The organism is Prevotella intermedia ATCC 25611 = DSM 20706 (genome assembly GCF_001953955.1).
GTDB classification, from domain to species: domain Bacteria; phylum Bacteroidota; class Bacteroidia; order Bacteroidales; family Bacteroidaceae; genus Prevotella; species Prevotella intermedia.
The window spans coordinates 1,687,332-1,707,442 of the sequence record NZ_CP019300.1; the positions used below are offsets into that span (position 1 = coordinate 1,687,332).

Here is a 20,111-nt window from a genome sequence, read left to right on the forward strand (position 1 = left end):
TAAAATGATAGATTTGTATTAATGCAAGAGATAAAGTACTTTCATTAAATCCTCTAAAAGAAATTTTAAGGCATACTCTAAAACTTCTCTGTTATGGAAAACCATACAAGATTATTTTAGAATATGCCTTATATAATTACCACTCGTGGCTTATCTTTGCATACCACTCGTGGAATAGAGCAATGCCTATTCGTTGATTGCGAAAGGTTTTACTTCTTCAACACTTTCTTTCCGTTTACGATGTAAACACCAGCTGGCAAGTTTTCGAACTTGGTATTGAGACGAACGCCTTGCAAGGTATAGATAACCTTAGCTGCTGTGTCTACTGTCTGAACGTTGATACCAGATGGTTTCCATGTACCGTGCAAGTGAATGCTAGCAGTAGCACCTGCTGCGAGCAATTTGTCTCTCGCTTCTTTAGCTTCTTCCTGCGACATGTTTTCCTTTATGATACATGGAGCACTCTCAACAAGCTCTTTAGCCTTTATCAAAGTTAGACCTGTGAGCTCTTTCACAATCTTGGTTACTGCAATTAAGTTGTTGCCATAAGATTCCAATACCAAGTCGTAGGTTTCTGGTGCATCGTTAGGTTGGATAGTTACCCAATCGGTTACGACCTTGCCGTTTGAACCAAAGAGAGATTGGAAAGTATAGCTACCTTTCTTGAGTTCCTTCCACTCTGTACCTTCAGGAGATACGATTTTACAGTCAGTAAATTCAGGAACATATCCTAATCTACCCATACTACCTTTGTACTCGTCCTTTTCTGTTCCATTACCCTTAACGCGCACGTTACATTTGTTGAATTTCCAACGGCCACTGGTGATACCATTCACACCACCGCTAATTTCCAAAGAACAACCGTCCACAGTAATAGTACCAGGGTTGAGAATACCATAGCAGTAGTCTTCATTACCTGACATCGCACCATTTATTGTAAGCTTGCCTGCGCCAGTGAAAGTAAGTTTTTCATAATTAACCATACCACCGCTCTTTTCTGAAGTGATGGTATTTTCACCGATGAGCTTAATTGTCAAACCTTTGACAGATGTCCAAAGACCAACGCCAGCAGCCTTCTCTGCAGTGGTGGTAATTGTAGCATTGTCGAAAGTGAGTGTATTTGTTGCAGGGTCATAAGCAGCCTTACCCTTTACACCTTCTATGGCTGTCAAATCTCCACAGTTTTCAGAAGTAATCTTCTTTCCACCAATCAGAATGTTATAGTTCTCTGGTGTAGTGTTAGGTTTGATAGTTACCCAATCGGTTACAACCTTGCCGTTTGCAAAGAGAGAGTAGTAAATATAGCCGCTCTTATCAAGCTTCTTCCATTCTGTACCTTCTGGAGTAACGATTTTACAGTCGGTAAATTCAGGAATATACGAAACTCTACCGATGCTACCCTTAAATTCGTCCTTAGTTGTGCCACCACCCTGGATACGCACGTTGCACTTATTGAACTTCCAACGACCACTGGTGATACCATTCACACCACCGCTAATTTCCAAAGTACAACCGTCTACAGTAACAGTACCTGGGTTGAGGAAGCCATAGCAATAATCTTCATTACCTGACGTTGCACCAGTTATCTTGAGCTTACCAGTACCTGTGAAAGTAAGTTTATCATAATTAACCATACCACCTCTCTTTTCTGAACTGATGGTGTTATCACCGATAAGCTTAATGGTCATATCTTTGACAGATGTCCACAGACCAGCAGCTTTATCTGCTGTAGTGGCGATAGTAGCATTTTCAAGAGTGAGTGTGTTTGTTGCTGGGTCAAAAGCAGCCTTACCTTTCACACCTTCTATGGCTGTCAAATCGCCACAGTTCTCAGAAGTTACACGCTGACCACAAATCAGAATATTATAGTTTTCTGGCGCAGCATTAGGTTTGATAGTTACCCAATCGGTTACGACCTTGCCGTTTGCAAAGAGAGATTGGAAAGTGTAACCACTCTTTTTAAGCTCTTTCCATTCTGCACCCACAGGAGCAGTGATTTTACAGTCGGTAAATTCAGGAACATATCCTAATCTACCCATACTGCCCTTGTATTCGTCCTTGGTTGTTCCGTTACCCTTAACGCGCACGTTACACTTGTTGAACTTCCAACGACCACTGGTGATACCATTCACACCACCACTGATTTCCAAAGTACAACCGTCCACAGTAACAGTACTTGGGTTAAGGATACCATAGCAATAGTCTTCATTACCCGACATTGCTCCAGTTATGGTAAGCTTGCCCTTACCTGTGAAAGTAAGTTTTTCGTAATTAACCATACCACCACTCTTCTCTGAAGTAATGGCATTCTCGCCGATGAGGACTACTTTCAAATCCTTGATAGAGTTCCAAAGACCAACGCCAGCAGCCTTCTCCGCTGTAGTGGTAATAGTAGCATTGTCGAGCGTGAGCGTGTTCGTTTCAGGGTCGTAGTTCGCCTTACCCTTCACACCGTCTATGGCTGTCAAGTCGCCACAGTTCTCAGAAGTTACTCGCTTTCCGCCAATCAGAAGATTGTAGTTTTCTGCCTGCACGTGCTGTGGCAGAACGAAAGCAGTAACGAACAGTGCGACCACAGCCGCATACATGTTCCTAAGTAAATTGTTTTTCATTGTTCTAAACGCGCCTCTCCATAATCCCTTTGCGTAAAGGGAAACGCCTTACCGAGGCAGGGGCATTTTGATTAATTAATTAATTGTTTAGCTATCTGGTTGCAAATATAACCTTTTTTTTTAATTTGTGCAAAAGTATAGGACTATTATTGAAAGAAACAACAAAAACCAATACTTTTCTTATTCTTTATTGCAGTCTGAAAAAAAGCCTAATAACACAAGAACATCTGTGGGATTATCTTTAAATGGAAAAGCCTAAATCGTCTTTAAAAAATGCTATTCCCTTAATGGAATAAAGGGGAGTTTTCGCTTTTATTTTGTAAAGATAATTCTGTTAAAAAGTGATAACTGCGTTTTGACATTGCAAAAGCGTAGGTTTTACCGACCAAAACAGCCGCTTTTACCGTGCAAAACCTACGCTTTTAGAACGCAAAACAATAGGTTTTATAATACATTGATAAACAAACAATTAGACAATAGTTATTCTTGTGAAAAATATTTACACATCTTCCGCCTTTTTTCATTAATATAAACAGCAATACATACTGCCATAACTCTTATTTTATACTACAACAATTTACCCATTTTTGAGTATTGCCCAGACCGTTGTATTTTCTTATTTTTGCAGTTTCAAATGTCAAATGCTAAATGAGGCGAACAAGATACATACTTTTTTCTATATTTGTTTTTCACGCCATTATAGGTTTTGCACAAGATATAACAGGTGGACTTGTCTTGGAAAACCTTACACACCAACCAGTTATAGGGGCTTCCATTACGCTTGCTGAAACCAAGAATGTAGTGGCAATAACCGATATGAACGGACGCTTTACGGCGAAAAACATAAATGGAAAAACTATCCGTATAAGCTATATCGGATTTAAGCCATTGGTTGCAAAAGCTACCAAAGATGCTACCTACTATTTAGTAGAAGACACAAACGCATTGGCAGAAGTGGTGGTTACGGCTCAAGAGTCGCGCGGATTGGCTTCTGCCTCTACCATTGGAAAGAAGGCTATGGAGCATTTGCAGCCTTCCACCTTCTCCGACTTGTTGGAATTGCTGCCTGGTGGACGTTCTGCCGACCCATCGCTGAATAACCCGAACAGCATTCGGCTGCGCGAAGCGGCATCGAACAGTGGTGCAAACTATGCCACTTCGTCGCTTGGAACCAGTTTCGTCATCGACGGAGCACCCGTTTCGAACAATGCCAACATGCAGTATATGAAAGGGGCTTGGGACTCGCCTGTTACCAATCGCGACTTTACCAATAAGGGCATTGATATGAGAACCATATCGACCGACGATATTGAAAAGGTGGAAATAGTGCGTGGTATTCCTTCCGTGGAATACGGCGACCTTACCACGGGACTTGTAAAGATAGAACGCCGTCGTGGTGGCAGCAATCTGAGTGCCCGTTTAAAAGCCGATATGAGCAGCAAACTCTTCTATTTGGCAAAGGGTTTCGAGTTCGGAAAGCGTTGGACACTTAACATTAGTGCCGACTATCTTGATGCCAATCGCGACCCACGCAATTCGTTGGAGCGTTACTCGCGCGTTACTTTCTCGGCTCGTAGTGGCGCAACTTGGACAAAAAACAACTATACGCTGAAGTGGACAAACAACTTCGACTATGGCGGTTCGTTCGACGGTGAGAAGTTAGACCCTGACTTGAACAAAGGAAAAATAGACACTTACAAATCGAAGTACAACCGTTTCGCCTTCAATACGGCACTCAACGTAGCATTCAAACACAAACTCTGGTTGAAGTCTGTAAACGCTACGCTCTCTTCAAGTTATCAGCACGATGTCATTTCGCGCACACGTTTGGTGCAATTATCGCAAATGACGCCTGCTGTAACTACCACTGAGGAAGGCGAATACAACGTTCCCATTCTGCCCTACACCTATTATGGCACCCAAGATGTAGACGGAAAGCCGCTCAATATATTTGCCCAGCTGAATGCAAAACTGCAGGTTCCATCTACCATCATAGCCAATACGTTGCTTGTTGGTGCATCTTGGACACTGGATAAGAACTATGGCGACGGACAGATATTCGACCCTCTGCGTCCACCTTATACAGGTATTTCCGTCCGACAGCGCAAACTTTCAACTATTCCAGCCATGAGTACGCTTGCCGTTTATGCTGAGGAGCAGCTGCGCATACCCTTTGCACGCCACACGTTTGAACTAAATGGAGGTATCAGAGCGAGCCAAATGCTTAATCTGCCCACTTCTTACACTATGCACGGACATTGGTATTTCGACCCACGAATGAATCTTGGGTGGTCGTTTCCGCAATTCAAGATAGGTAAATGGGCAACAAACGTCCGCGTACAAGGCGGTGTAGGTCAGCACACGAAGAATCCAACGATGGAGTATCTCTACCCCGACCCACGCTATTTAGACATTGTGCAGCTCAGCTACTACCACCCCAACAACGATTACAGGGTCATCAACGTGCGCACATTCGTTATCGATGCCACCAACAAGGCATTGAAACCAGCCCGCAATCTGAAGTGGGAGTTTGGCACAGACATAAATATAGCAGGCAACAACTTCTCTGTTACCTACTTCAAAGAGAATATGACGTCGGGATTCCGCAGCAACACCGTTTACCGTCCCTACACATTCAAGCAATACGACACATCAGGTATCGACCCCAACAGCATAACGGCTGCACCCGATGTTGCTACCCTACCCTATACCATGGTGCAGGAATTGTTTGGACGAAACGAATATACCAACGGCAGTCAGACGTTAAAGCGAGGCGTAGAATATACCTTCGCCACACGCCGCATACCGTCGTTGCACACCCGACTTACGGTAAACGGAGCATGGTTCAGAACCATTTACCGCAATTCGCAGGTCGTTGCCTACCGTCCTTCAGCGGTTATCGACAACAAACAGATACAGTATGTTGGCTTATACCGCGACAACGACGGTGTGAAAAACGAAATGGCAAATACCAATTTCACGTTCGACACCGACATTCCAAAGCTCCGTTTGGGCTTTTCGCTATCGGCTCAGTGCCTTTGGTTCAGCTCTACACAGCGACTTCCGTTAAGCAACGAACCCGACCAATATATCTCGCCCGACGGCACGATACACGATTGGCAAAAGGAATATGCAAACGACACGTATCTGCGCTTTCTCGTTCGCAACCACTCGGCAGTTGAATACAAAAAATATATCGTACCTTTTTCTATGAATTTGAACTTAAAGGTAACGAAGAAGTTGCTCAACGACCGCCTCAACATTGCGATGTTCTGCAACAGAATCTTAGACTACACCCCTGATTACGAACAAAACGGCATCAAGATAAGACGCAGCGTGCGCCCTTATTTTGGCTTGGAAATCAATGCAAAATTATGAAACAGGTACTTCAGATAATATTTCTTGCACTCATCGGCACAGCTTTAACAGCCTGCCACAATAGCACCGACGACTATATGGCTTCGGTTACCATCGTTATCAACGGTGGCGATACTTTGCGAATAGACCGTGTTCAGGCAACCGCCACCATAAGAAACCTCAACACAAAGCAGGTTATCACTTCCACAAACTTCAATGGCAACACCCTTAAACAGCAGTTGCTGCGTGGTGCTTATCAGGTTAGTGTAGACGGCAGCATACAATACACCAACCAAAAGCAGCAAACCCGCATACGTTCGTTTCTCAGTCAGACCGATTTTATTGCCTTTGGCGACAGCGACGACTACACTCTTGAAATGAAACCCATATTTACAGATTAAATGAGAATACTCCGACTGCTATATATTATAATAGGTGTAGCATCTGGCAACCTTGCCTTCGCGCAAGATTCGGCACGCTATGAGAGGGCAACCATTGCGAATCTGCCTTGTCGAACAGCTTGGCAGAACCCTGCTGTCTACGGTACTGCCTTTCGGTTTACACAAAACGAACTTATGCTGACAGCCTGTTACTCGCACGCATCAGCCCCTTTGCTGCTTGAAAAAGGCGACGGACATTCGGCAGCAGAAGCCAAAACCACAGCCTATATTCGCCTTTCCAACCATACAACAGTGTGGGGTAAAGCAGCATATACAACCAAAAGAACGTCCAACATACGGTGGAACTCCACTTCCGACTACGATTTGCTTGCTCCATACGTACTTGCCGATACCGTAGGAGGCAACACACAGGGCGAAAGATACACCTTTTCGGGAGGCTACGCCACAGCTATTGGCAAATGGAACGTAGGTGCCGAGATGCTGTTCCGTGCCGAACAAGAATGGAGAAACCGCGACCCGCGTATGCGTGGCATTGTTTCCGACCTTACAATAAAAGTTGGTGCAGCCTATCAGACCGCAGGCAACTACCAGCTGGGGGCATCTCTTTCGGGCAATATATACAAACAATCGAACGATGTAGACCTATACAACGAACAGGGAGGAGCAGCCCAATACGTGATGACGGGGTTGGGAACGCACTACAAACGCTTCTCTGGCTTTGCTTCCGATGTAAACTATACGGGTAGTGGAAGTACACTTCTGCTTTCGGCGCAACCGCTTACGCAACGTGGCTTCTATGGCGATATAACATTAGAGAGCAGCCGTTATAAACGTATCAGCAACGAATACAACTCGTTACCGCTCACAACGTTATACAACAACAATGCAGCTATAACCGCAGGCTACAGAAACAAGGGCGCAAAAAGCCAATGGGCAACATTCGCGCACTACGCTTTCGACTGCAAGCACGGCGACGAACACGTTGCAGGCGATGCCGTTGCAGGTGTTTATCCTGTATTGGCAGACCTCACAATGTACAAGCATTACCGCACTACGGCATACGCAGGCGCCATGTTTACTGCTCTTTCAAGAAGTCAATGGACTATCGGAGCAAAACTGGGCTACATTTCCAACCGCTCAAAATATGTTTATCCGAGCAGAAAAATAAACTTTTCGCACATTTTCACCGAAGCTACCACACAGTTGTTGTCGCACATTGGCAAACGTTGGCTTACCGATTGCCAACTAACGGCTACTTATTTTGCAAAGGCAAATGCAACCATTGATATGCCATACACCGATATGGAGCCCTTCTTTGTGCAGATGGTAAACTACAATTATATACAGCAGCGTGCCAGCTATGGGCATATCAACGCCCGATTTCGCACCGACTACAAGCTCAACAACCCACGTTATGGTATGTTTGCCGAACTACAAGGCGCAACAACCTTCACGTCAGAACATAAAAAACAAACGACGATGAGCCTTACAATGGGGCTTACGTTCTAAATAAATTATTCAGTAATCAATTAAATAGAAAGAAAATGACAAAGAAAATTTTAATGAGCACAATGCTGCTCTTAGTTATGTGTCTTGATTTTGTGTCTTGTTCAGACGACAAGGACCAGCCAACAGCAACCTCTTCGGTGGTTATCAATCTTGAAATGCCGCTTACAATCCAAGGCGGAGAGCTCACCGATGCACAGATTGTACTTATCAACAAGAAGTCTGCACAACCCTATACAACACAGCAGATTAAGAAAACAGACAACGGTTACACAGCAACCATAGAGAATGTACCCGTAGGTTCGTACTCGGTAGTGGCTGTTGGAACTGCCAAATTTACGGCAGACGGCAATCAAACCACCACCCAGGTGAAAGCTACGAACGAGAATGTAGAGATTGTTGATAACCAATCAGGCAACACCGTTAAGCTCTTGTTCAACGTTTTCACAGGTAAAGAAGGCTTTGTAATCTCTGAAATATTCTTCCGTGGCTCACCAAGAGACGGCGGTGCTCCATACAACAGAGACCAATACTTTAAGATTACCAACAACAGCGACCAGATTTTGTATGCCGACAGCATTATTATCATGGAGTCAGCTTTCAGAAACGACAATCCACAGAAGTATCTGAAGGACTTGCGTAACGAAGGTTTTGCCGCACAAGCCATTTATATGATACCTGGAAGCGGAAAAGATGTTCCTGTAAAGCCAGGCGAAAGCCTTTTGATAGCACTGAATGCAAAAGACCATAAATCAGTAAACGGTGCCTCTTTCGACCTCAGCAAGGCTGACTTTGAGTTCTACGATGAGTCTAAGGTAAGCGTAAAGGACGAGGACAACCCATCTGTCAAGAACCTCGACAAGTGGTATTGCTATACCCAGTCTTTCTTCGTTCTCAACATGCACGGCAACAATGCCTATGCAATAGCTAAGATTCGTAGCACAAAAGACGACTTCCTAAAGAACAATACGTACGATGCAGAATACTACGCTACCAACGGTAAGCTGATGACAACCAAAGCCTACTTCGTTCCAAATGCGTGGATTATTGATGCTGTAAACCTCTCTTACAAGGACAACGACCACCAATGGCGCGTAATGTCTATATTGCTCGACAAGGGCTATACTTATTGTTCAGACAACAAAAACGACAAGAGCGGTATTGGAACAGCCGTAGTACGCAAAGTGGCAAACGGCAAATATGCCGATACCAACAACTCGACCGAAGACTTCACACCGAAGGCTACACCAACCGTCAAGTAAATTTCTCTAAGCTGTTGGAGGCGCGAAAAGCGTTCTCCAACAGCTTTTTTTCATTATAAAAACATTATGAACAAACTTTTTTCACAGCTGTTTGTCGCACTCCTCCTGCCGCTTTCGCTATCGGCACAGACGATGGAGACGGACAAGTCGTACAGAATGGGTAAGCTGGAAAACGGACTTACCTATTATATTCGCCACAATTCTAAAGAACCAAACCTTGCTGATTTCTACATCGCACAGCGTGTTGGGTCTATTCTGGAAGAGCCTCGCCAGCGTGGTTTGGCACATTTCTTGGAACACATGGCGTTCAATGGCACAAAGAACTTTCAAGGAAAAGGCAGCTCATTGGGCGTTGTGCCTTGGTGCGAAAGCATCGGTGTGAAGTTCGGAACAAACCTAAACGCCTACACCAGCGTAGAACAAACCGTCTACAATGTATCTGCCGTTCCTGTAAAACGTGAGGGGATTGTAGATTCTACTTTGCTTATTCTGCACGACTGGAGCCACTTCCTGTTGCTCAACGACGACGAAATAGACAAAGAACGTGGTGTTATCCACGAGGAATGGCGCACACGTCGGGCTGGAATGGCTGTGCAACGTATGATGGAACGTGTGCTTCCCGTAGTCTACAAAGGCACGAAATACGAGGATTGCCTGCCTATTGGCTCGATGGATATTGTAGACAACTTCCCTTATAAAGACCTGCGCGACTACTATCAGAAATGGTATCGCCCCGACTTGCAAGCCATTATCGTGGTGGGCGACATTGATGTGGACAAGATGGAACAGAAAATCCGCCGCACATTTGCCGACGTTCCGAAGCCCACAAACCCTGTCGAAAGAGTTTACTATCCCGTTGCCAACAACGACAAAATGATAGTTGCCATCGACAAAGACACCGAGCAACCCATTATGCTCGTAAATCTCTACATGAAACAGGAAGCCACTCCCGACAGCGAAAAGAACCTTGTGGCAACTGCTCGTAAGAGTTATGTAACAGAACTCGTTACCTCTATGATAAACAGTCGCCTTGCCGACATTAAGAGACAAGCCACACCACCTTTCCACAGTGCATCGGTGGGCGCAGGACAATTCCTTATTTCAAAAACGAAAGATGCCTTTTCGCTTTCGTTCGGCTGCCTGCAAGAGAACGTGAAAGGTTCGTTCCAAGCTGCCATTGCCGAAACACAGCGTGCCCGACAGCACGGTTTCACGGAAAGCGAATTGCAGCGTGCAAAGGCAGGATTCCTGAAAGCAGCCGAACGCAGATACACCGAACGCAACGACCGTCGCAACCGTTACTTTGTAAAGGCAGCACTGCAAAACTTCTTGGCAAGCGAACCGATAACGACAGCCGAATACGATTACAGGCTGATGCAGCAGTTCGACAAGGAAGTTACGCTGACCGACGTGAACAAGGAGGTTGCCGAGCTTGTTTCAAACAAGAACCAAGTGCTTACGATATATGCGCCCGACAAACCCAACTTCCCCATTGCCGACGCACAAACCTTTGAGAAATATGTGCTCGATGCGCAAGCAAAGAAGTACGAACCTTACAAGGAGGAGTCTGCAGGAAAAGAACTCATAGACAAACTGCCGAAGAAAGGCAAGATAAAGAGCGAGCAGAACTGGGGCAAGTTCGGTGCAAAGAAACTTGTATTGAGCAACGGCGTAGAGGTCTATGTGAAGCCTACGGACTATGCAAAAGACCAAATCAGCATGCGTTTCTTCGGCGAAGGCGGCACATCGCTCTACCCCGACACCGATGCGCTGAATTTCCACATGCTTACAAGTGCCATTACCGATGCAGGAGTGGGCAAGTTCGACAACATCCAGCTTAGCCGAATGCTCAGCGGAAAATCGGTTCGCATAAGTCCAAGTATCGGCTACGAAACGCAAGCCATCAACGGCAACTCCTCAGTAAAGGACTTGCAGACACTCTTGGAACTCACTTACCTTTACTTTACTGCCCCTCGCAAAGATGCAGAAAAGTTCAAAGGCAGCATTGCCACTATGCGCTCGTTCCTCAAAAACCGCGAAGCCAACCCACAAGTGGCTTACAACGACTCGGTTTCGGCTATTCTTTACGGCAACCACCCACGTTTGCAATCCATTAAGACAAGCAACATCGACCGTGTGTCGTACGACCGCATTTGGCAAATCTACAATGAACGCTTCAGCGATGCGTCAGGCTTTAAAATGGTCTTGGTAGGCAACATCGATATGGAAAAGCTACGCCCACTGCTCTGTCAGTATGTTGCAACACTGCCGTCAAAGGGGAAACGTGATACAGTAAAAGACACTTACCCTGCGGTGCGCGACGCAAACGAAACGCATACCTTCAAGAAGAAGATGAACACACCTTCTACCTTGGTGAGCGTTTTCTATACTTTCGACGAACCTTACACGGCAAAGGCTGACCTCGCACTCGATGTTTTCAAACGTGTACTGACCATTGCTTACACCGATTCGATACGCGAGGAGAAAGGTGGAACGTATGGCGTAAGCGTGCAGAGCGAACTCGACAGGAACTCAAAGCCTACTACCTTGATAAAGATAGGCTTCCGCACCGACCCTGCAAAATACGAAATGCTGATGCCCATCGTTTACAGGCAGATAGAGAACATTGCCAACAATGGACCGTTGGCAGAGAGTATGGCGAAAGTAAAGACATACCTGCTGAAAGCATACCAACAGAATGCTATCACGAACAACTATTGGGACTATGTTATTTACAACTATCTGCGACACGGCGTAGACTTCCACACAGGTTATGAAGACCTTCTGAACGGAATTACTGCGCAAGACATACAGCAGATTGCAAAAGATATGCTGAAGTCCAACCGCCGCATCGAAATAACAATGATGCCAGAGTAAGACTGAACAGGGCTGCTTTTCACGAAACCGAAAGGCAGCCCTATTATTTTCATTCACAGCGATTTACGCTACAAAAACATTTCTCTGCCAATTTCTTTACACGTAAATAAATATTTATTTACGTGTAAAGAAATATTTACTTACACGTAGAAAAAGAATTATTTACGTGTAAATAATTTGCCGATGTGCAGCAAGAACAGCATAGAATCTTGGTATTGACAAGGAGAAAATAGCTGTAAAACGTGCATTGAACCAACATATTGAAAACAAAAAGAGAGTATACCAAAAGTTTGTTTCGGCATACTCTCTTTTTCGTACAGTAACTATGCAGGAACAGAAACATTCGCCGAATAGTTCCATTTTTCGACATATTATTCGTTTTTATTTATTAACTTTGCGGTCTAAAGGCTTTTGTAGGAAGAACAAGAAATTTCAGAAGACTTTCAAAGATTTAAGCAACAAGAGAAAGAAATGGACTTTTCGGAAGTTATAGGACAAGAAGAGGCAAAGCAACGACTGCTGAAAATGGCAGCGGACAAACACGTTCCGCACGCCCTACTCTTTTGTGGCCCTTATGGTTCGGGCAAGATGGCTCTGGCAATGGCATTTGCAAGCTACCTGCTCGAAACGTCTTCAGCATCGCCTGAAAGCACAAAGGCTATGCTGAAGAAGTGGGAACACCCCGACCTACACTTCACCTACCCTACCATAAAGTTGCCAAACACGAGTTCGGAATACCAACCCATAAGCAGCGACTTTGCCAAGGAATGGCACAAAATGATAATGGAAGGAACCTATTTCAACATTCGCAAATGGATGAACGAAATGGGAGCAACCACACAGCAAGCCATTATAACGGGGGCGGAAAGCGACAACATTTCAAGACAACTTGCGCTAAAGTCGAGCCAAGGAGGGTATAAAGTTTCGATAATATGGCTGCCCGAACGAATGAACCAGACATCGGCAAACAAGATTTTGAAGCTCTTGGAAGAGCCAACCGAAGGAACGGTGTTCCTAATGGTGAGCGAAGAGCCCGAAAAACTGTTGGAAACGATTGTCAGCCGAACACAGCGCATTGATGTAAAACGCATAGACGACGCTGATATAGAAAAAGCATTGATTGCACAACGCGGTCTGGACGCCGACGTAGCCCACCGCATAGCAAGAAGAGCGAGAGGCAGTTGGCTGAATGCGATAGAGGAACTGAGCAGCGACAACGAGGCAAAAGAGTTTCTGACACTGTTTCAGCAACTTATGCGTTCGTGCTATATGCGGGACATAAAGGCATTGAAACGCTGGAGCGAAGTAGTGGCGGCATTTGGCAGAGAGAAAGAAAGGCGTATGCTGGTGTACTTCCAACAGCAGGTAAGAGAAAACTTTATGTTCAACTTCCGCAATCCCGAACTGGTTTATATGTCGCTGGAAGAAGAGGAGTTTGCCAAGAACTTCGCACGCTTCATAAACGAAAAAAACATTATAGAGATAAACGAACTGTTTGGAAAATGCCACAGAGACATCGGACAAAATGCCAATGGCAAAATAGTATTCTACGATATGGCATTGAAAATGATAGTTCTGCTTTTAAGAAAATAATATTTGCACATTTCAAACAATATATATACCCTTGCGGAAACAACAGAAAAAGGCGTTCCGAAAAGCAAGGTCTCAAAGTTAAACAATGGATTATAAAGATATGAAATTTAAGATGTGGACAGGCTGCGACCGCGGTTTGTGCCATCAAGCGTGTGGACGCTCGGACAAACAGCTGAATACTTTCGACTGGTTGGAAGATGTTCCGGGCAACACAGATACAACCGACCTTGTGGAAGTGCAATTCAAAAACACTCGCAAGGGATACTACCACAACGTGAACAACCTTGATTTGCACAAGGGAGACATTGTTGCGGTAGAGGCAAACCCTGGCCACGACATTGGCGTAGTTACACTTACGGGCAGATTGGTGAAGTTACAACTCAAGAAAGCCAACTGTACGAAATCGCCTGACGATATTAAACGTGTGTATAGAATTGCAAGAGAGGTGGATATGGAGAAATACAAGGAAGCCAAAGCAAGAGAACACAGCACGATGATAGAAAGCAGGCAAATAGCAAAAGCGTTGAACCTGCAAATGAAAATAGGCGATGTGGAATATCAGGGCGATGGCAACAAAGCCATTTTCTACTACATTGCCGACGAGCGTGTAGACTTCCGACAGCTCATTAAAGACCTTGCTGCAGCCTTCCACGTGCGCATCGAGATGAAGCAGATAGGTGCTCGGCAAGAAGCAGGACGCATTGGCGGAACAGGTCCGTGCGGCAGAGAGCTTTGCTGTGCTACGTGGATGAAAAACTTTTCGAGCGTTTCCACCAATGCAGCGCGCTGTCAGGACATTTCGTTAAACCCAACAAAGCTGGCAGGAATGTGCGCCAAACTGAAGTGCTGCCTCAACTACGAGGTAGACGACTATATGGAATCAAGTAGGAAACTACCTGCAAAAGACATTCATCTGTACACAATGGACACTGAGTATTTCTTGTTTAAGACAGACATTTTGAACGGTCTTTGCACGTACTCTACCGATAAGAACTTGGCAGTAAATCTTGAAACGATTTCTACAGCACGCGCAAAGGAAATCATAGAAATGAACCGTCAGGGCGAAAAACCACTTTCGCTGCTGAACAACGGCCAAGCCAAGCCTGCGAAGAAGCCTATCGACCTGTTGGCAGAAGCTGACCTCAGCCGCTTCGACAAGGACAAGACAGGCAGAAAGAACAATCGCCGAAACAACAGAAAGAACGGTCAGCCACGGAACCAAGAGCGCAGTCAGCAGAGGGCAAACCCACAAGAGCAGAACGGACAACCGCGCCAACGCCGAAACGGAAAGCCCAACAAGCGACCGACGCAGCAAGGCAACCAGCAACCGAGAACACCAAACAACAACGATAATGAATAGGAAAGGGCATTCCTTTTCGCACATCATAGCACTTGCAATCGCTGCCATAACAGCGATTGCGTGCAAAGATGCCCGCACCTACGACAGCTATAAAGCCTTGCCAATCAATGGGTGGGAGCGCAACGACACGGCTGTCTTCTACATTCCACGCCAATGGGAAGGAATGTATAGTATGGACTTGGGCGTAAGGGCATCGCAAAGCTATCCATACAAGAATATTACGTTCATCGTCGAACGCACCGTAATACACAAGAAAAGAAAGAAACTAACAAGTCGCAGCTACCAAGATACCGTAACTTGCAACATCATAAACGACGATGGAAGATTGGCAGGAAAGCGCGGAATTACAACAAGCGAGATACAACAACGCATTGCCATTTTTCCACTAAAACGCAACGATTCGCTCCGCATTTCAGTGCGCCACATCATGAGCAAGGAACTGCTTCAGGGCATAAGCGATGTAGGAATACGAATCATAAAACGCAGATAAACAAATAATAAAGGGTAGATAAACTAAAAGAAACAGGGCATCTAAACAGCTGAGACTTTCCTTTCAATAAGACCGTATCTCCCTTTCAAAGAAGCCAATTCTCCTTTTTCAAATGGCAGAACGGCTGACAAAACTCTTCTAAAAAGGCGTAAAAAAACATATATTATTCTGTATTTCCTTGCTCAACTCACTGTTTTTGTGTACATTTGTCCAATCTTAATATCAATCCACGATACAGATGAGACAACTGAAAATCACCCAGTCGATTACAAATCGAGAAAGCACAGCACTCGAAAAATACCTTCAAGACATAAGCCGCGAAGACCTCGTGAGCTTAGATGAAGAAGTTGAGTTAGCACAAAAGATAAGGCAAGGCGATGTAAAAGCCCTCGAAAGGCTTACAAAAGCCAATCTACGATTTGTCGTCTCGGTAGCAAAGCAATATCAAAATCAAGGTTTATCGCTTCCAGACCTTATCAACGAAGGCAATTTGGGGCTGATAAAAGCAGCTAAGAAATACGACGAAACTCGGGGATTTAAGTTCATTTCGTATGCTGTATGGTGGATTCGGCAAAGCATAATGCAAGCCATTTCGGAGCAAAGCAGGCTCGTACGTGTGCCAATGAACCAAATGGGCTCGATAAACAAGGTACGCAAGGTTATCCATCAGTTTGAACAAGAACACCAACGCTTGCCCAGCATCGACGAAATAATGGACGAAGTAGACTTACCGAAAGACAAAATAGCGGAAGTAATGTCTATGATCACAAAGAAAGTATCGATGGACGCTCCTATTTCAAGCGGTGATGACGGCAGCTTACTCGATGTATTGCCCAATAAGAACTCCCCTTCTGCCGACGAACAACTGCTGGAAGAAGGATTGAAGAAAGAGATTGAGCGGGCATTGGTAACACTTTCAGAGCGCGAACAAACCATCTTGAGAGGATATTTTGGCATCAATCAGCGAGAAATGTCGCTCGAAGAAATAGGCGAACAGACTGGTCTGACACGCGAACGCGTTAGGCAACTCAAGGAAAAAGCCATAAAACGCCTGCGCCACAACGTAAAAAGCGATTCATTAAAAGGATACTTAGGAGAATAGGAATAAAGACAAGGGCGACTCTTAAAAAGAAGATTTAGGAAAATAAAAATAAGGATATGAGATACTACAAATTTGTTTTAATAGCAGTAATGCTATTCGGTCTGACGACTACCATAACTGCAAAAGACGCTTACAAAGCCGTAAAGGTTTATATGTTCGGCTTTTCGGCATCGTTCAACGACTCTACCGTGAACTTCACCGATATACAAGCCGTAGACGCTTACGTTGAAAACAACCACACACACTTCTTGGTAAACCGCGACGAATATTCGTATCAGCTGCGTTATTATATGGAAAGCATACAGCCAGACAGCAACCCAACCTGTCTTGTTGTCTATGCCTTGACCCAAAAGAACGCTATAAAAAAGTACTTGAAACTACAAGAGCAGTACACCAAGAAAGCAAAAATAAAGTATATTGTCAATGCCATTCCGACATCGAAATTCAGCTTTAAAACGGTGTTGCCAGACGAATTGCAACAACAACTGATACAAGAAAGAGCCGCAAACCGCAAGGAAGAGTAAAGAAAACCATAAACAATGCAAGCACACAACTTTAAAATAGCAGAGCTAAATGTTCGCATTGTCTTTGCCGGCAGCGAGAAAAACAGCATAAAACTTCTACCGTCGTTTGCTCCGTTCAGCACGGAAGCATTCAAGGAAGACTTGTTTTTCCAGCTCACAGTGGACGACCAACTACGCCCAGTGCCCAAGGAAGAACGGAAACACATACGCAATTTCGACACGGGAAACGGCGATACGATAGTCGATAAATTGGAAGACGGCGGCTACCAATACATTATAAAAGATATAAAAGGGGCTGACTGCTGCTTGCTGATAACCAACAAGGACTTCTCCGACTGCCGTTGTGCACTCAACGGAAACTACAATATGCGCAGCTTCGGACTGAATAACGCCCTCATGTTGATATTTGCTTTCGCTGGTGCGCACAAGCAAACGCTGCTGATACACGCATCGCTGGTGCGCAACAACAATTTCGGCTATGCGTTCATTGCAAAGAGTGGCACGGGAAAATCCACTCAAGTAAGTATGTGGCTAAGGCATATAGCAGGGTCAGACCTTATGAACGACGACAATCCCATTATTCGATGCATCGACAACGAGTTTTGGATTTTCGGCAGTCCGTGGAGCGGAAAGACGCCGTGTTATAGGAATATAAAAGCCCGACTTGGTGCCATCACGCGCATAGACCGCGCCACCACCAACTCCGTAGACAAACTTCCGCCTATTCAGGCATTTGCTTCGTTGCTGCCATCGTGTTCAAGTATGAAGTGGGATTCTGATATTTACAATGCCATCTGCGATACTATAACAAAGATAGTGGAAACAACAGGCATCTACACGCTGCACTGCCTGCCCAACAAAGAGGCGGCTGAAGTGTGTTACAAGGCAATAAGCAAAGTACAATAATGCCGATAAACAGCACAGAAACAACGAAGGTTCAGTTTGAAAATGCAGTCTTCCTGCCCGAAATAGTGAAGATGCTGAACGAAGGGCACACCGTTACGCTCACGTTGCGAGGCAACTCTATGCGACCGTTTTTAGAGGATTGCCGCGACAAAGCCCTATTCGTAAAGCCCACAACCATCGCCGTTGGCGACCCTGTTTTGGCAGAAATAGCCCCTAAACACTTTGTGTTGCACCGCATTGTAGCCATCAATGGCGAAGCCGTTACACTGTTAGGCGACGGCAATCTATCAACAGAACACTGCCAAAAGAAAGATATTGTGGGGGCTGTAATCGGCTTTTACAGAAAAGGACGAAACACTTTAGACCGCACCAATGGCTGGAAATGGCGTTGCTACAGCTATGTATGGACAGGCTTGCGCCCCATACGACGCTATCTGTTAGGTATTTACCGCAGGATATGGATTCCACTTTTCGGAGTCATTTAAATAGAATAATTCAATAAAAACGACAATAAATGAAAACAAAAATAGGTTTCAACCTGCGCCAAGTATGTGGCGAAAACATTATAGTAGCCGAAGGCGAAGAGAACATAGACTTCAGTAACATCATCTCAATGAACGAGAGTTCGGCTTTTCTTTGGAAAGAAGCGCAGCAATTGGAAAGCTTTACCATAGCCGACTTGGTGCGCATTCTCACTGCCGAATACGAGGTAGACGAAGCCACTGCCACCGAAGACGTTACGAAACTGACGGCTCAATGGGGAGCAGCAGGCATTCTTGAAGGCGACGATATACCCGTTCTTCCAACACAAGAAACTACCGAAAAGCTTTCTGCTACACCCTCTGCACCTGCCGAAGAAGCAGAGAAGAAAGAAAAGAAAGGATTCTTTAAAAAACTATTTGGATAAAGAAAACAAAAACTCCTAACTGCAACAGTTAGGAGTTTTTTATTTTATCGAGAATTAAGAACTTACATATTAAGATACTGCTGATATTGCTTATCGTTTAAAATCTTCTTCAGCTCAGCAAGATAAGCTGTGCGTCTTGCTTTCATATTCTTTACGTGCTGTGAACCCTCAGCCATCTTTTGCTTGTCGCACTGAGCACCTTTACCTTTGCATTCAGCGTTACCTTGCTTGCTACATTTTGCATTTTCGCCCTTGCAGTCAGCGTTAGCCTCCTTGCTGCAGTTAGCATTGCCACCCTTGCATTCAGCATTACCTTGCTTATCACAACGTTTTCCTTCGCCTTTGCATTCAGTATTGCCTTGTTTATCGCATTTCTTAGCTTCGCCTTTTTTGCAATCACCTGCACCCATCTTGCAATCACCGTCGGTCTTCTTGCATTCTCTGTTACCTTTATTGCAATCACCTGCAGCTTGCTTACAATCGCTTCCAGCCTTCTTGCAATCGCCTCCAGCTTGCTTACAGTTACCTTCAGCTTGCTTACAGTTACCTTCAGCCTTCTTACAATTTCTCTTAGCATGTGGGCAATCAGCAACATCTGCATAGTCCGTATTAAGCTTCAAGAGAGCCTTAGCCTGTTTCTTGTCGAGCTTCAATTCCTTTACAAGCTTATCGGTAAATGCCTGTGGGTCTACCTTCTTTACTCCTTCAGGACAGTTTGCTACTACTATGTTGTTGTTAGATGCTACCGAAGTTGCAGGTGCAATGGCCAACATTCCCATTGCAAATAAACCTAAAATTAATCTTTTCATTTTTTGTTGAATCTTTATTATTTTAATTTATTGATACAATCTAAATTCTTTTCTGTTATCTATCAGTACTTTTTACACCGATATTTTAATCGATTACAAAGATACACTTTCTATTTCAATATTGTTTGTAATAAGTTCAATATTTATTTTTTATTCACAATTTAAGGCAAAACAGATATTAAAATAAGGTATAACAAGCTGTTAAGGTGTACTTGAAGAGTGAGCGAAAGCCATCAGAATTTCTCTTGAATACAGCTTCGATGTAAGTCTGCCTATACTTAACGCACAAATTCTGCCTATCGCCCTGCATCTTTCCGTCTTAAAAACTGTATAAAAGTGTTTAGTGTAAAAATTCGATTTGAACAAGCAAAATAGAGCTGTGAAACACCCAAATAAGCAGTTAAT

The 20,111-nt window shown here is 44.5% G+C and carries 15 protein-coding genes; 13 read left to right on the forward strand and 2 right to left on the reverse strand.

The annotated features are described in order from the left end of the window. Positions 1-209: 209 nt before the first annotated feature. Positions 210-2,612, reverse strand: coding sequence for a ribosomal protein bL12 (locus BWX39_RS07260; RefSeq protein ID WP_244271467.1), 2,403 nt, complete (start codon positions 2,610-2,612; stop codon positions 210-212). 648 nt (positions 2,613-3,260) lie between these two features. Between BWX39_RS07260 and BWX39_RS07265 the strand changes: the two genes are divergently transcribed. The 13 genes from BWX39_RS07265 to BWX39_RS07325 all read left to right on the forward strand — a co-directional run bounded on the left by BWX39_RS07265 (position 3,261) and on the right by BWX39_RS07325 (position 18,897). Beyond that, a complete protein-coding gene (locus BWX39_RS07265) occupies positions 3,261-5,990 on the forward strand; it encodes a TonB-dependent receptor (protein ID WP_028905101.1) in 2,730 nt (909 codons plus the stop codon). After that, complete coding sequence (locus BWX39_RS07270; protein ID WP_028905102.1) at positions 5,987-6,370, forward strand: hypothetical protein; 384 nt, start codon at positions 5,987-5,989, stop codon at positions 6,368-6,370. Before BWX39_RS07265 ends, BWX39_RS07270 begins: the two co-directional genes overlap by 4 nt. Beyond that, entirely contained in the window at positions 6,371-7,879 is a 1,509-nt protein-coding gene (locus tag BWX39_RS07275) for a DUF6850 family outer membrane beta-barrel protein (RefSeq protein ID WP_028905103.1), read from the forward strand. Between the two features lie 35 nt (positions 7,880-7,914). After that, on the forward strand, positions 7,915-9,138 hold the full coding sequence (locus BWX39_RS07280; RefSeq protein ID WP_028905104.1) for a DUF4876 domain-containing protein: 1,224 nt from the start codon (positions 7,915-7,917) through the stop codon (positions 9,136-9,138). A gap of 66 nt (positions 9,139-9,204) precedes the next feature. Then, positions 9,205-12,015 (forward strand): M16 family metallopeptidase, encoded by a 2,811-nt coding sequence (locus BWX39_RS07285; protein WP_028905105.1) that lies wholly within the window; start codon positions 9,205-9,207, stop codon positions 12,013-12,015. Positions 12,016-12,486: 471 nt separating this feature from the next. Beyond that, positions 12,487-13,608, forward strand: a complete 1,122-nt coding sequence (locus tag BWX39_RS07290; protein WP_028905106.1) for a DNA polymerase III subunit — start codon at positions 12,487-12,489, stop codon at positions 13,606-13,608. An 85-nt stretch (positions 13,609-13,693) separates the two neighbouring features. Next, positions 13,694-14,968, forward strand: coding sequence for a PSP1 domain-containing protein (locus tag BWX39_RS07295; protein WP_028905107.1), 1,275 nt, complete (start codon positions 13,694-13,696; stop codon positions 14,966-14,968). Further along, positions 14,961-15,458: a gliding motility lipoprotein GldH gene (locus BWX39_RS07300; RefSeq protein ID WP_028905108.1), complete on the forward strand. Its 498-nt coding sequence runs from the start codon at positions 14,961-14,963 to the stop codon at positions 15,456-15,458. The genes BWX39_RS07295 and BWX39_RS07300 overlap by 8 nt, the downstream gene beginning before the upstream one ends. 238 nt (positions 15,459-15,696) lie before the next feature. Further along, positions 15,697-16,560, forward strand: a complete 864-nt coding sequence (locus BWX39_RS07305; RefSeq protein ID WP_028905109.1) for a sigma-70 family RNA polymerase sigma factor — start codon at positions 15,697-15,699, stop codon at positions 16,558-16,560. 56 nt (positions 16,561-16,616) lie between these two features. Further along, positions 16,617-17,084 (forward strand): hypothetical protein, encoded by a 468-nt coding sequence (locus BWX39_RS07310; protein ID WP_028905110.1) that lies wholly within the window; start codon positions 16,617-16,619, stop codon positions 17,082-17,084. 15 nt (positions 17,085-17,099) lie between these two features. Further along, positions 17,100-17,990, forward strand: coding sequence for a hypothetical protein (locus BWX39_RS07315; RefSeq protein ID WP_014709743.1), 891 nt, complete (start codon positions 17,100-17,102; stop codon positions 17,988-17,990). Continuing rightward, a complete protein-coding gene (locus BWX39_RS07320; protein ID WP_028905111.1) occupies positions 17,990-18,475 on the forward strand; it encodes a S24/S26 family peptidase in 486 nt (161 codons plus the stop codon). The genes BWX39_RS07315 and BWX39_RS07320 overlap by 1 nt, the downstream gene beginning before the upstream one ends. Positions 18,476-18,504: 29 nt before the next feature. Beyond that, positions 18,505-18,897: a PqqD family protein gene (locus BWX39_RS07325; protein WP_014709741.1), complete on the forward strand. Its 393-nt coding sequence runs from the start codon at positions 18,505-18,507 to the stop codon at positions 18,895-18,897. Positions 18,898-18,959: 62 nt separating this feature from the next. On the opposite strand, the gene BWX39_RS07330 is transcribed toward BWX39_RS07325, so the two are convergent. Continuing rightward, the gene (locus tag BWX39_RS07330; protein ID WP_028905112.1) at positions 18,960-19,706 is read right to left on the reverse strand and encodes a hypothetical protein; all 747 of its coding nucleotides are present in this window, start codon (positions 19,704-19,706) and stop codon (positions 18,960-18,962) included. Positions 19,707-20,111 lie beyond the last annotated feature (405 nt).

What these genes read in the sequence shown, in the direction of transcription:
- BWX39_RS07260 (WP_244271467.1), bottom strand. Translation starts at nt 2,612, where the DNA reads ATGAAAAACAATTTACTTAGGAACATGTATGCGGCTGTGGTCGCACTG.
- BWX39_RS07265 (WP_028905101.1), top strand. Translation starts at nt 3,261, where the DNA reads ATGAGGCGAACAAGATACATACTTTTTTCTATATTTGTTTTTCACGCC.
- BWX39_RS07270 (WP_028905102.1), top strand. Translation starts at nt 5,987, where the DNA reads ATGAAACAGGTACTTCAGATAATATTTCTTGCACTCATCGGCACAGCT.
- BWX39_RS07275 (WP_028905103.1), top strand. Translation starts at nt 6,371, where the DNA reads ATGAGAATACTCCGACTGCTATATATTATAATAGGTGTAGCATCTGGC.
- BWX39_RS07280 (WP_028905104.1), top strand. Translation starts at nt 7,915, where the DNA reads ATGACAAAGAAAATTTTAATGAGCACAATGCTGCTCTTAGTTATGTGT.
- BWX39_RS07285 (WP_028905105.1), top strand. Translation starts at nt 9,205, where the DNA reads ATGAACAAACTTTTTTCACAGCTGTTTGTCGCACTCCTCCTGCCGCTT.
- BWX39_RS07290 (WP_028905106.1), top strand. Translation starts at nt 12,487, where the DNA reads ATGGACTTTTCGGAAGTTATAGGACAAGAAGAGGCAAAGCAACGACTG.
- BWX39_RS07295 (WP_028905107.1), top strand. Translation starts at nt 13,694, where the DNA reads ATGGATTATAAAGATATGAAATTTAAGATGTGGACAGGCTGCGACCGC.
- BWX39_RS07300 (WP_028905108.1), top strand. Translation starts at nt 14,961, where the DNA reads ATGAATAGGAAAGGGCATTCCTTTTCGCACATCATAGCACTTGCAATC.
- BWX39_RS07305 (WP_028905109.1), top strand. Translation starts at nt 15,697, where the DNA reads ATGAGACAACTGAAAATCACCCAGTCGATTACAAATCGAGAAAGCACA.
- BWX39_RS07310 (WP_028905110.1), top strand. Translation starts at nt 16,617, where the DNA reads ATGAGATACTACAAATTTGTTTTAATAGCAGTAATGCTATTCGGTCTG.
- BWX39_RS07315 (WP_014709743.1), top strand. Translation starts at nt 17,100, where the DNA reads ATGCAAGCACACAACTTTAAAATAGCAGAGCTAAATGTTCGCATTGTC.
- BWX39_RS07320 (WP_028905111.1), top strand. Translation starts at nt 17,990, where the DNA reads ATGCCGATAAACAGCACAGAAACAACGAAGGTTCAGTTTGAAAATGCA.
- BWX39_RS07325 (WP_014709741.1), top strand. Translation starts at nt 18,505, where the DNA reads ATGAAAACAAAAATAGGTTTCAACCTGCGCCAAGTATGTGGCGAAAAC.
- BWX39_RS07330 (WP_028905112.1), bottom strand. Translation starts at nt 19,706, where the DNA reads ATGAAAAGATTAATTTTAGGTTTATTTGCAATGGGAATGTTGGCCATT.